Below are 12,223 nucleotides of genomic sequence, written 5' to 3'. Positions count from 1 at the left end.
CTTCCCGGGGTCGGCCATCGACATTTACTAGGACGTCCTAGTAAATTCGCAGCATGGACGCCAACGCCATCGAGCAAGGCCGCCTTCGCTGGCAGGCCCGTTACGACAAGGCCCGCAAGCGCGAGGCCGATTTCACCACGCTCTCCGGCGACGAGGTCGAACCGGTATACGGGCCCCGGCCCGGAGATGCCTACGAGGGCTTCGAGCGCATCGGCTGGCCGGGGGAGTACCCCTACACCCGGGGCCTGCACGCGACCGGTTACCGCGGGCGGACCTGGACCATCCGGCAGTTCGCCGGCTTCGGCAACGCCGAGCAGACCAACGAGCGCTACAAGATGATCCTGGCCGCGGGCGGCGGCGGCCTCTCGGTCGCCTTCGACATGCCCACCCTCATGGGCCGCGACTCCGACGATCCCCGCGCCCTCGGCGAGGTCGGGCACTGCGGTGTCGCCATCGACTCGGCCGCCGACATGGAGGTCCTCTTCAAGGACATCCCGCTCGGCGACGTCACCACCTCGATGACCATCAGCGGGCCCGCCGTGCCCGCCTTCTGCATGTACCTGGTCGCCGCCGAGCGCCAGGGCGTCGACCCGGCCCTGCTCAACGGCACGCTGCAGACCGACATCTTCAAGGAGTACATCGCCCAGAAGGAGTGGCTCTTCGAACCCGAGCCGCACCTGCGCCTCATCGGCGACCTGATGGAGTACTGCGCGAAGGGCATCCCCGCCTACAAGCCGCTCTCCGTCTCCGGCTACCACATCCGCGAGGCCGGGGCGACGGCCGCGCAGGAGCTGGCGTACACCCTCGCCGACGGCTTCGGCTACGTCGAGCTCGGCCTCTCGCGCGGCATGGACGTGGACGTCTTCGCGCCCGGCCTGTCCTTCTTCTTCGACGCGCACCTCGACTTCTTCGAGGAGATCGCCAAGTTCCGCGCCGCCCGCCGGATCTGGGCGCGCTGGATGAAGGAGGTGTACGGAGCGAAGTCCGACAAGTCCATGTGGCTGCGCTTCCACACCCAGACGGCCGGTGTCTCCCTCACCGCCCAGCAGCCGTACAACAACGTCGTCCGCACGGCCGTGGAGGCCCTCGCGGCGGTCCTCGGCGGCACCAACTCGCTGCACACCAACGCCCTCGACGAGACCCTCGCGCTGCCGAGCGAGCAGGCCGCCGAGATCGCGCTGCGCACGCAGCAGGTGCTGATGGAGGAGACCGGGGTGGCCAATGTGGCCGACCCGCTCGGCGGCTCCTGGTTCGTCGAGCAGCTCACCGACCGGATCGAGGCCGAGGCCGAGAAGATCTTCGACCAGATCAAGGAGCGCGGCCTGCGCGCCCACCCGGACGGGCAGCACCCGATCGGGCCGATCACCTCGGGCATCCTGCGCGGCATCGAGGACGGCTGGTTCACCGGGGAGATCGCCGAGTCGGCCTTCCAGTACCAGCGTTCGCTGGAGAAGGGTGACAAGCGGGTCGTCGGCGTCAACGTGCACCACGGCTCCGTCACCGGCGACCTGGAGATCCTCCGGGTCAGCCACGAGGTGGAGACGGTCCAGGTCCGCGAGCTGGCGGAGCGCAAGGCCGGCCGGGACGACGCGAAGGTGCGGGCCGGGCTGGACGCGATGCTGGCGGCGGCGCGGGACGGGTCGAACATGATCCCGGCCATGCTCGACGCCGTACGGGCCGAGGCGACGCTCGGCGAGATCTGCAACGTGCTGCGGGACGAGTGGGGCACCTACACGGAGCCGCCCGGCTTCTGATCCCCGGATCTTCTGATCCCCGGATCTTCTGATCCCCGGATCCTCCCGATCCCCGCACCCCTCCCGCTGGGCGCGTCTCAGGCCGTACCGGTCTGGGCCGCGCCCAGCAGTCCGTGCATCAGGAGGGCGGTGAAGGTGGCGACCCAGACCTCGTCCACCGGCTCCGCGCTCACCAGGGCGCGGTGCACCACCGTGCCCGCGATGACGTCGAAGATCAGGTCCGTGGTGTCGTCGGCGAGGTGCGGGTCCGCCTCGTAGGGCAGCTCGCCGCGGGCCTGGGCGCGTTCGCGGCCCAGTACGACGAGACGTTTCTGCCGGTCCACGATCGCCGACCGGATCCGGTCGCGCAGGGCCTCGTCCCGGGTGGACTCGGCGACCACCGCCATGAGCGCCGTACGGGCCTCCGGGCGCCGCAGCAGCGCCGCGAACTGCAGGACGACGTACTCGATGTCCCCTTGGAGCGAGCCCCGGTCGGGAAGTTCGAGGGAGTCGAAGAGCTCCGCGACGGCGTCCACGACCAGCTCGTTCTTGCCCGCCCAGCGGCGGTAGAGCGTGGTCTTGGCGACCCCCGCCCGGGCCGAGACGTCGCCCATGGTCAGCTTCGACCACCCCAGTTCGACCAGCGCGTCCCGGGTGGCGGCCAGGATCGCGGCGTCCGCCGTGGCGCTGCGGGGGCGGCCGGTGCGGCCGGAGCCGGAGGAGGGGCTGCCGGAGACGGGGTTGCGCATGGACGGTGACCATACCCGCCAGTAGCGGAACCGCGCGGACCCTGGACGGTGTGGTTCAGATCACGGGGTACGGCCGACCCGGAGGGAGGCATCGGGGAGTTACGCTACGACTCGTAGCGTAAGAGCGACAACCACGCGAAGCTACGGCGCCAGGTGGGGACCCGGCGCCACAGAGGTTCAGGTGCACGGCCGTTCGGCAGTGGTTCCACAGCGGTTCGGCAGTGCTGTTTTACGACGTCTTTCACGAGGTCTTTTCGTCGGCGCGCGCACACGGGGGAGGATGTACGCATGCAGCCCAGAAACATGTCCATGAGCGGCGTCGTCGACCTCGCCGCGGTGAAGGCGGCCGGCGAGGCCAAGGCGAAGGCGGAGCAGGCGCGCGCGGCCGCGGCCCGGCAGGGCGGCGGCTCGGACGCCGCCGTTCCCGGCGCCGTGGCGCCGTCGGCGCTCGTCATCGATGTCGACGAGGCCGGTTTCGAACTCGACGTCCTCGAACTCTCGCACCAGGTCCCGGTCGTCATCGACTTCTGGGCCGAGTGGTGCGAGCCGTGCAAGCAGCTCAGCCCGGTGCTGGAGCGCCTCGTCAGCGGGGCGAACGGCCGTCTGGTTCTGGCCAAGATCGATGTCGACGCCAACCAGATGCTGATGCAGCAGTTCGGCGTCCAGGGCATCCCCGCCGTGTTCGCGGTCGTCGCCGGTCAGGCGCTGCCGCTGTTCCAGGGCGCGGTGCCCGAGCAGCAGATCCGCGAGACGCTCGGCCAGCTCATCCAGGTCGCTGAGGAGCGCTACGGCCTCACCGGCATCGTGGTGGCCCCCTCCGCCGAGGGCGCCCACGCCGCGGGCGGCGCGGACGAGGAGCCGGAGGGCCCGTACGACGCGCTGCTCGAGGCGGCCGTCGTCGCGCTGGACGCGGGTGACCTGGGCGGAGCCGTCCAGGCGTACAAGAACGTACTGGCCGGGGACCCGGGCAACAGCGAGGCCAAGCTGGGCCTGGCCCAGGCCGAGCTCCTCGCGCGGGTGCAGCACATGAACCCGCAGGACGTGCGCACCGCGGCGGCCGCGCGTCCGGCCGATCCGGCGGCGCAGATCGCGGCGGCCGACCTGGACATGGCCGGCGGTCACGTGCAGGACGCCTTCGGCCGGCTCGTCGACGCGGTCCGCGTCACGGCGGGTGACGACCGCGACGCGGTGCGGGTGCGGCTGCTGGAGCTGTTCGAGGTCATCGGGGCGGACGACCCCCGGGTCTCGGCGGCGCGCACGGCGCTCGCCCGGGTGCTCTTCTAGGGCTCGCCCGGGGGGCCGCCCCGAGGCCCGCTCGCATGTCGGTGGACCACCGGCGATTTGTTGACACGGAGATAAACAGCGGCCGCGCTTTGCCAAAACTTGGCAATCGCGGCCGCTGTTACTCGCAGTAAGCCGAACCCCGTGAAGTGTCCGGTTGGTTCACTCTTCCGCCCTTTGTCGTGGCCTTGGGTAACACCCTGTGTTGCTGCCCGACGGCGACGTGTCGCACTGAGGTTATCCAGCCGTTACCCGCCAGTAACGAACCCCCTTGTGCCCCGGCCGGTAATGGACAACGATCGGCCACGCTCGGTCCATCCCGCAGCGCCGGTCAGACGGCACCGCGTGGAGGGGTCCCCACCGAGCCGGCCGGTGGCAGTGCCACCGGACGTGGGACAGGGGGGTCGCCGCCGTTCCCGGGTGGTGCCTGTCCTCATCAGGTTGCGCGAACGCGTGGCCCAGTGGTTGTCGCTCGGGGGTGATCGCCGGTGTTCCTGACGCGGCACAGCCGTGGCACGGTCTCCTGCGCTCCTTCCCGAGGACGTAGCACTTCTCCCATCCCAGGACGGGCAGGGCCCGGACCGGAGATGTACGTCCGATGAGGAGGAACAACATGATTTCCCAGGTTCGTGGTGGGACCAGATGGAAGCGCTTCGCTCTCGTCATGGTGCCGAGCATCGCGGCCACCGCCGCGGTGGGTGTGGGTCTGGCGCAGGGCGCTCTCGCGGCGTCCTTCAGCGTCTCGGGCCAGGACTTCAAGGTGTCGGCCGACGAGCTCGTCGGTGACAACCTGATCCAGTACGGCAGCGTGGCCAAGGGCAAGACCCTCGGCGACGACAAGAAGGACGCGTACCACCCGGTCACGATCTCCGGGTTCAGTCACGCCGAGATCACCAACATGTGCCAGTCGCTGGTCACCCCGGTGCCCGGCCTCGGCAACATCACCCTGCAGCTGCGGACGGGCAACAAGGGCCGTCCCGCCGTCGCGGAGAACATCTACCTCGATGTCGCCGAGCTGGACGCGGACGCCAAGTTCGAGCAGCTCGACATCGGTGTCGCGGTCGGCGACGCGAGCCACACCACCAAGCCGCAGGCCGGCACGGTGTCCGATGGCGGTCTCTTCTCGCAGCGCGCGAAGAAGGCCACGCTGACCAACGTGCGGCAGAAGGCTTGGGCGACGACGGCGGGCACCTTCACGCTGCCGGACCTCAAGCTGCGTCTGCTCAGCGGTGACCAGCCGTGCTACCAGGACGTCAAGTAGTCCGTCCGGTCGCTTGAACCGGCCGGGCGGGCGTGGTGGCCGATCCGCCGCCCCGTCCGCCCGGCCGGGCGCTCCACGTAGTTCTCCGTACGACCGTTTTCAGGGAGCTGTTGTCCATGTACCCCGAGGCCCCCGTAACCCCGGCAGACGATCACTGGCTCACGGTGCTCTGGTACCGGTTCCGCGCCTGGCGCGGTGCCCGGCCGTTCTGGGCGGGGCTGTTCACGCTGCTGGGCGGTCTTCCGATCGCGTACTTCCCGTACGCGGACGTCCGGTTGGGCAACATCACCATCGCCATGGCGACGACGGCCGGCGCGGGCTCACTGATCATCGGTGTCCTGCTGGTCACGCTCGGACTCGCCCTCTGGTTCCAGCAGGGAATCAGGATCTTCGCCGGTGTCGCCACGCTGCTGCTGGGACTCGTGTCCCTGCCGGTGTCGAACATCGGTGGCTTCCTGCTGGGCTTCCTGTGCGCGCTGATCGGCGGCTGCCTCGCGTTGGCCTGGGCGCCCGGCAGGCCCCTCGCCCCCGAGGTCGCACTGCCCGCTCCCCGCGAGGCGGAAACGGACCACGCTTCCGAGACGACTGCCCACGCCGATGGCGGGAGGAACAGTGCGGGGTGACGAAACGCAACGGGCCCAGGCCCCAGGCGAAGAGTCCCGTGAGAGAAGGGGCCCGCGCCACGCGGCGCCCAGGAAGTCGCTGCTGACCAAGCTCCAGATACCCGTCGGCAAGACGATGGCGCTGGCGGCGATGCCGACCGCGGTCTTCGTCGGGATGGGCATGGCGCCGAAGATGGCGCTGGCCGACGACAAGGAGATCCCGTTCGCGCCCGGGCCGTGCGTCACGCGGTCCGACGAGCCCACGGAATCGCCTTCCCCGTCGGCCTCGGCTTCCACGAGCCCGTCCCCGAGCGCGTCGCCCACCGCGAGCCCCTCGGCGGGCGTCCCGGTGGTGCCCGCTCCCAAGGCCTCCGCGTCGGCCTCCAAGCCCGCGGCCAAGCCCGACCCGGCCAAGCCCGCCACCCAGGCCCAGCCGGCCAAGCAGGGGGCCCCGGCCGCCTCGCCGTCCGCGAGCGCCTCCCCGTCGGCGGCGGCGAAGACCCCGAACCCGCTGGACCCGCTGGGTCTGGGCGGCGCGGTCAAGGACTTCTTCGACGAGCTGGGCAAGCCCCTCAAGGGCAAGGGCGCGGTCACCCCGACGCCCGCGCCCGCCACCACGCCCGGCGCGAAGGCGACTCCGGACCCGGCCGCGGACCCGATCCGGGCGGCGGCGGACAAGGCCGGCGTCTCGGTCTCGGAGCTGTCGCAGGACGTGAAGGACACCGCGAAGACCGCGAAGGACGAGACGGGGACGTCGGACGAGAAGAAGGCCGACGCGGACAAGAAGGCCGGCGACGCCAAGAGCGGCGCGGACAAGGCCGCCGACGGCAAGACGGTGGACGGGAAGACTCCCTTCCCCTGCCCGACGCTGGACGCCCAGGCCCTGGCCAACGCGAAGCTGGAGCCCGGCGCCCCGGTCCTGCCCGACGAGCCCTGGTACCTCGACAGCTCCCTGCTGACCCTCTACGGGCTGGACTACGCGGGTATCGTCGAGGTCAAGACCGCGAACGGGAGCACCAAGAAGGTCCTCAAGTTCACCGCGGACTCGCTCGACATCAAGGACCTCTACCAGACGGTCGGCAAGAGCGGGAACGTCGCCCACCTCAAGTCCCGTCCGGGGTCCACGTCCACGATCCGCGGCGGCACGGTGACGATGTACACCGAGAGCCTCAAGGGGAACCTGTTCGGGCTCATCCCGATCGAGTTCACCCCGAACACTCCGCCGCCGCTGAACGTCCCCTTCGCGTTCTTCACGAACGTCAAGGTCGTCCAGGCCGGCCAGTTCGGCGGCAACCTCACCGTTCCGGGCCTGCACAACTACATCGGCCCGCCGGAGTAGGCGCCGGCGCGGGCGGTCCCGTCCGCGTCCCCGTCCGCACCGCCGCGGCTCCTGTGACGCACCGAGGGCGGCACCCCGATCGACCGGGGTGCCGCCCTCGCGTCTGTGCGGCAGACGGGTGCGCGGCGGTGTGCCGCGCGGCGACGTCAGTCGCGGACGCCACCGTTGAGGTGGTGGACGCGGACCATGTTGGTCGTGCCCGGGACGCCGGGGGGCGAACCGGCCGTGATGATCATGGTGTCGCCCTGGTTGTAGCGCCCGAGCTTGAGCAGCTCGTCGTCGACCAGGTCGACCATCGCGTCGGTGTTGTCGACGTGGCGGACGACGTACGACTCGACGCCCCAGCTCAGCGCGAGCTGGTTGCGGGTGCTCTCGCTGGTCGTGAAGGCCAGGATCGGCTGGACCGTGCGGTAGCGCGACAGGCGGCGGGCCGTGTCACCGGAGTGGGTGAAGGCGACCAGGGCCTTGCCGTCGAGGAAGTCGGCGATCTCGCAGGCCGCGCGGGCGACGGAGCCGCCCTGGGTGCGCGGCTTCTTGCCCGGGACCAGGGGCTGGAGGCCCTTGGAGAGCAGCTCTTCCTCGGCCGCGACGACGATCTTCGACATCGTCTTGACGGTCTCGATCGGGTAGGCGCCGACCGAGGACTCGGCCGACAGCATGACGGCGTCGGCGCCGTCGAGGATGGCGTTCGCGACGTCGGAGGCCTCGGCGCGGGTCGGCCGCGAGTTGGTGATCATCGACTCCATCATCTGGGTCGCGACGATCACGGGCTTGGCGTTGCGGCGGCACATCTCGATGAGCCGCTTCTGGACCATCGGGACCTTCTCGAGCGGGTACTCGACGGCCAGGTCACCGCGGGCCACCATGACCGCGTCGAAGGCGTCGACGACGGCCTCCATGTTCGCGACCGCCTGCGGCTTCTCGACCTTGGCGATGACGGGGACCCGGCGGCCCTCCTCGTCCATGACCTTGTGGACGTCGTTGACGTCGTTGGCGTCGCGGACGAAGGACAGGGCGACCATGTCGCAGCCCATCCGCAGGGCGAAGCGGAGGTCGTCGACGTCCTTCTCGGACAGGGCCGGGACGTTGACGGCCGCACCCGGCAGGTTGATGCCCTTGTGGTCCGAGATGACACCGCCCTCGATGACGATGGTCTTGACCCGCGGACCCTCGACGGCGGTCACCCGGAGCTCGACGTTGCCGTCGTTGATCAGGATCTGGTCGCCCTGGGAGACGTCGCCCGGCAGGCCCTTGTAGGTGGTGCCGCAGATGGACTTGTCGCCCGGGACGTCCTCGGTGGTGATGGTGAACTCGTCACCGCGCACCAGCTCGACGGGACCCTCGGCGAAGGTTTCCAGACGGATCTTGGGACCCTGGAGGTCGGCGAGGACGCCGACGGCACGCCCGGTGTCCTCGGAGACCTTCCGGACGCGGTCGTACCGCTCCTGGTGTTCTGCCTGGGATCCGTGGCTGAAGTTGAATCGGGCCACGTTCATGCCTGCCTCGATGAGCGCTTTCAGCTGCTCATACGAGTCGACGGCGGGGCCCAGCGTGCAGACGATTTTGGAACGGCGCATGGACGGATCCTATCGGTTTGTTTCGTAGCGGAATATTCCGTCTGGTGGAAAGTCCAAGTGACTAACGGGTAACCAGCGCGTACGCCTGGGTGGCGATCTCCAGTTCCTCATCCGTCGGGACCACGGCCACGGCCACCCGCGCGTACTCCGCCGAGATCAGCCGCGGCTCCGGGGAGCGCGCCGCGTTGGCCTCCAGGTCCAGCGCGAGCCCCAGCTCGGCCAGACCGTCCACGGCAGCTTCCCGCACCTGGTGGGCGTTCTCGCCGACCCCGGCCGTGAACGCCACCGCGTCCACCCGGCCGAGCACGGCCGAGTAGGCGCCGATGTACTTCTTCAAGCGGTGGACGTACGCCGCGAAGGCGACGCCCGCCGCCTCGTCGCCCTCGCCCGCGCGCCGCATCACCTCGCGCATGTCGTTGTCCCCGCACATGCCCAGCAGACCGCTCTTCTTGTTCAGGAGCGAATCGATCTCATCCACCGAGAGGCCGCCCACCCGGGCCAGGTGGAAGACGACGGCCGGGTCCAGGTCCCCGGAGCGGGTGCCCATGATCAGACCCTCCAGCGGGGTCAGGCCCATGGACGTCTCCACGCACACCCCGCCCCGGACCGCCGAGGCCGAGGCGCCGTTGCCCAGGTGCAGCACGATGACGTTCACGTCCTCGGGCGCCTTGCCCAGCAGGGCCGCGGTCGCCCGGGACACGTACGCGTGGGAGGTGCCGTGGAAGCCGTACCGCCGGATGGAGTACTTGTCGGCCGTCGCGGCGTCGATCGCGTACCGCGCCACGTGCTCCGGCATCGTCGCGTGGAAGGCCGTGTCGAAGACCGCGACCTGCGGGAGGTCCGGGCGCAGCGCCCGGGCCACCTCGATGCCCGTCACGTTCGCCGGGTTGTGCAGCGGCGCGAGCGGGATCAGGGCGCGGATCTCCGCCAGCACCTCGTCGTCGATCACGGTCGGCCGGGTGAACCGCGTCCCGCCGTGCACCACCCGGTGCCCGATCGCGGCCAGCTCGGGGGAGTCCAGGCCCATGCCGTCGGCGGCCAGCTCGGCCGCGACGGCCCGCAGGGCCGTCCGGTGGTCCGCGATCGGGCCGAGCGACTCCCGCCTGGCGTCACCCGCCGCCGCGGACGGGTCGTCGACCAGGTGTTCGTGCACCAGCCGGGAGGTCTCCTCGCCGATGCGCTCCACCAGTCCGGCGGCCAGGCGGGACCCGTCCGCCATGTCGAGCAGCTGGTACTTGACCGACGAGGAGCCGGAGTTGAGGACGAGTACGCGCGATGCGGTCACTGATGCGGAACCTTCTCGTGTGGGGTGCGGGGTGGTCGTACGGGCGTCAGCCCGCGGCGGGCTTGGACTGGGCCTGGATCGCGGTGATCGCCACGGTGGTGACGATGTCCTGGACCAGCGCGCCGCGCGAGAGGTCGTTGACCGGCTTGCGCAGGCCCTGCAGGACGGGGCCGACCGCGACGGCGCCCGCGGAGCGCTGTACGGCCTTGTAGGTGTTGTTGCCGGTGTTGAGGTCCGGGAAGATCAGTACGGTCGCCCGCCCGGCCACCTCGGAGTCCGGCAGCTTGGTCGCCGCCACGCTCGGCTCGACGGCGGCGTCGTACTGGATCGGGCCCTCGATCATCAGGTCGGGCCGCTGCGAGCGGACGATCTCGGTGGCCTTGCGGACCTTGTCGACGTCCGCGCCCGAACCGGAGGTGCCCGTCGAGTACGAGAGCATCGCGATCCGCGGCTCCAGCCCGAAGGCGGCGGCGGTGGCGGCCGACTGGATGGCGATGTCGGCGAGCTGCTCGGCGTTCGGGTCCGGGTTCACCGCGCAGTCGCCGTAGGCCAGGACCTTGTCGGCCAGGCACATGAAGAAGACCGAGGAGACGATGGACGCCTCCGGCTTTGCCCTCCCGTCGCCCGCCACCACCCTGCCTGACGCGCTTCGCGCGGCTGCGCTCGTCTTGATGATCTCGAAGGCGGGCCGGATGGTGGCGGCGGTGGAGTGCACCGCGCCGGAGACCATGCCGTCGGCCAGGCCCTCCTGGACCATCAGGGTGCCGAAGTAATTGACGTCGGTGACCACGTCGTTGGCCAGCTCGACCGTCATGCCCTTGTGGGAGCGGGCCTTGGCGTAGTACTCGGCGAAACGTTCCCGCAGCGGGGAGGTCGCCGGGTCGATCAGCTGCGCGGTGCTGATGTCGATGCCGAGGTCGGCGGCCTTCTTCAGGATCGCCTGCTCCTCGCCCAGCAGGGTCAGGTCGCACACCCCCCGGCGCAGCACCACGTCCGCGGCGCGCAGCACCCGCTCCTCGGTGCCCTCGGGCAGGACCACCCGGCGCCGCTCGGAGCGGGCCCGCTCCAGCAGCTCGTGCTCGAACATCATGGGCGTGACCCGGGTGGAGCGGGTCAGCGAGATCCGGTCGCGCAGCGCGGCCGTGTCCACGTGGCGCTCGAAGAGGCCGAGCGCGGTCTCCAGCTTGCGCGGGGTCGCGGAGTTCAGCCGGCTCTGCAGCGCGAAGAGTTCGGCGGCGGTCGGGAAGCTGTTGCCCGCGACCGAGACCACCGGGGTACCGGGCGCCAGCTTCGAGGCCAGCGTCAGGATGTCCTGGCCGGGGCGCTCGTTCAGCGTCAGCAGGATGCCGGCGATCGGCGGGGTGCCCGAGGTGTGCGCGGCGAGCGCGCCGATGACCAGGTCGGAGCGGTCCCCGGGGGTGACGACCAGGCAGCCGGGGGTCAGGGCGTTCAGGAAGTTGGGCAGCATGGCGCCGCCGAAGACGAAGTCGACGGCGTCGCGGGCCAGCCCGGCCTCGTCGCCGAGCAGCACCTCGCCCCCCAGCGCCCGGGTGATCTGGGCGACGGTCGGGGCCGAGAGCGTCTTGTCGTCCGGCAGTACGTAACAGGGCACGGGGAGCCGGGCGGCCAGCCGCTCGGCTATCGCCTGGCGGTCCTCGGCGGCCACCCGGTTGACGATCACGGCCACGACCTCGCAGCCGAGGCTCTCGTAGGCCCGGTAGGCGTTGCGGGTCTCCGCGCGCACCGACTCGGCGGTCTGCTTGGTGCCCCCCACCACCGGCACGACGACCGCGCCCAGTTCGTTGGCCAGGCGGGCGTTGAGCGCCAGCTCGTCGGGCAGGCTGGTGTCGGCGTAGTCGGTGCCGAGGACCAGCATGACGTCGTAGTCCCGGGCCGCCCGGTGGTAGCCCTCGACCAGCTCCGAGACCAGCTCGTCGGCGCCCTTCTCGGCGAGCAGCGCGGAGGCCTCGGGGTACTCCATGCCGAAGGCCGTGGAGGGGTCCTGGTCCAGCCGGTAGCGGGCCTTGAGGAGGTCGAAGAGCCGGTCGGGTCCGTCGTGCAGCAGCGGGCGGTACACGCCCACCCGGCCCGTCTGGCGGGTCAGCAGCTCCATGAGTCCGAGCTCGACGACCTGCCGGCCGTCCCCCCGGTCGATGCCGGTCACGTACACGCTGCGCGTCACGCGTGCTCTCCGTCCGTGTGGGTCCGTAGGGGCGTGTTTTTCCCCATGAGAAGGGGCTTGCCCTCTTGACAATACCTCCGCCGATGGATAGGGCGCCCGACAGGAAAAAGACCCGTTCGGGAGGGTCCAAAGGCCTTCCGGGGGTATCGGCTCGGAGCGCGCCCCACCCGCGGCCCGTGGAACAATCGGACACGCTTCATCAATACGCCCTTCA

General features: G+C 70.6%; 9 protein-coding genes. 5 read left to right on the top strand and 4 right to left on the bottom strand.

Features of this window, described 5'->3' with window-relative positions:
- Window positions 1–53: 53 nt before the first annotated feature.
- Window positions 54–1,754: a coenzyme B12-dependent isobutyryl-CoA mutase large subunit gene (icmA, locus tag ABT084_RS01535; protein WP_351037619.1), complete on the top strand. Its 1,701-nt coding sequence runs from the start codon at window positions 54–56 to the stop codon at window positions 1,752–1,754.
- 77 nt (window positions 1,755–1,831) lie between these two features.
- Here the strand turns inward: icmA and ABT084_RS01530 are convergent, their stop codons facing one another.
- Window positions 1,832–2,482 carry a TetR/AcrR family transcriptional regulator gene (locus ABT084_RS01530; protein ID WP_351037618.1) on the bottom strand — a complete coding sequence of 217 codons (651 nt, stop codon included), beginning with the start codon at window positions 2,480–2,482 and terminating at the stop codon, window positions 1,832–1,834.
- A gap of 288 nt (window positions 2,483–2,770) precedes the next feature.
- Between ABT084_RS01530 and ABT084_RS01525 the strand changes: the two genes are divergently transcribed.
- The 4 genes from ABT084_RS01525 to ABT084_RS01510 all read left to right on the top strand — a co-directional run bounded on the left by ABT084_RS01525 (window position 2,771) and on the right by ABT084_RS01510 (window position 6,965).
- A complete protein-coding gene (locus ABT084_RS01525) occupies window positions 2,771–3,766 on the top strand; it encodes a tetratricopeptide repeat protein (protein WP_351037617.1) in 996 nt (331 codons plus the stop codon).
- A 610-nt stretch (window positions 3,767–4,376) separates the two neighbouring features.
- Window positions 4,377–5,024, top strand: a complete 648-nt coding sequence (locus tag ABT084_RS01520) for a DUF6230 family protein (RefSeq protein WP_351037616.1) — start codon at window positions 4,377–4,379, stop codon at window positions 5,022–5,024.
- Window positions 5,025–5,140: 116 nt separating this feature from the next.
- Entirely contained in the window at window positions 5,141–5,647 is a 507-nt protein-coding gene (locus ABT084_RS01515; protein WP_351037615.1) for a DUF6114 domain-containing protein, read from the top strand.
- Window positions 5,637–6,965: a hypothetical protein gene (locus ABT084_RS01510; protein ID WP_351037614.1), complete on the top strand. Its 1,329-nt coding sequence runs from the start codon at window positions 5,637–5,639 to the stop codon at window positions 6,963–6,965. Before ABT084_RS01515 ends, ABT084_RS01510 begins: the two co-directional genes overlap by 11 nt.
- 146 nt (window positions 6,966–7,111) lie before the next feature.
- Here ABT084_RS01510 and pyk read toward each other — a convergent pair whose 3' ends face one another.
- The 3 genes from pyk to pta form a co-directional block, all read right to left on the bottom strand.
- Window positions 7,112–8,542, bottom strand: coding sequence for a pyruvate kinase (gene pyk, locus ABT084_RS01505; protein ID WP_351037613.1), 1,431 nt, complete (start codon window positions 8,540–8,542; stop codon window positions 7,112–7,114).
- 61 nt (window positions 8,543–8,603) lie between these two features.
- On the bottom strand, window positions 8,604–9,827 hold the full coding sequence (locus ABT084_RS01500) for an acetate kinase (RefSeq protein ID WP_351037612.1): 1,224 nt from the start codon (window positions 9,825–9,827) through the stop codon (window positions 8,604–8,606).
- 46 nt (window positions 9,828–9,873) lie between these two features.
- The gene (gene pta / locus ABT084_RS01495; protein ID WP_351037611.1) at window positions 9,874–12,009 is read right to left on the bottom strand and encodes a phosphate acetyltransferase; all 2,136 of its coding nucleotides are present in this window, start codon (window positions 12,007–12,009) and stop codon (window positions 9,874–9,876) included.
- Window positions 12,010–12,223 lie beyond the last annotated feature (214 nt).

The sequence above is a fragment of the Streptomyces sp. NPDC002138 genome, assembly GCF_040296485.1.
Classification (GTDB): Bacteria; Actinomycetota; Actinomycetes; order Streptomycetales; family Streptomycetaceae; genus Streptomyces.
Note: the sequence above shows the minus strand (reverse complement) of the source record. Positions and strands in the feature narration are given on the sequence as shown.

Excerpts from the sequence above, each read along its gene's own strand:
- icmA (WP_351037619.1), top strand. The coding sequence starts at position 54 with ATGGACGCCAACGCCATCGAGCAAGGCCGCCTTCGCTGGCAGGCCCGT.
- ABT084_RS01530 (WP_351037618.1), bottom strand. The coding sequence starts at position 2,482 with ATGCGCAACCCCGTCTCCGGCAGCCCCTCCTCCGGCTCCGGCCGCACC.
- ABT084_RS01525 (WP_351037617.1), top strand. The coding sequence starts at position 2,771 with ATGCAGCCCAGAAACATGTCCATGAGCGGCGTCGTCGACCTCGCCGCG.
- ABT084_RS01520 (WP_351037616.1), top strand. The coding sequence starts at position 4,377 with ATGATTTCCCAGGTTCGTGGTGGGACCAGATGGAAGCGCTTCGCTCTC.
- ABT084_RS01515 (WP_351037615.1), top strand. The coding sequence starts at position 5,141 with ATGTACCCCGAGGCCCCCGTAACCCCGGCAGACGATCACTGGCTCACG.
- pyk (WP_351037613.1), bottom strand. The coding sequence starts at position 8,542 with ATGCGCCGTTCCAAAATCGTCTGCACGCTGGGCCCCGCCGTCGACTCG.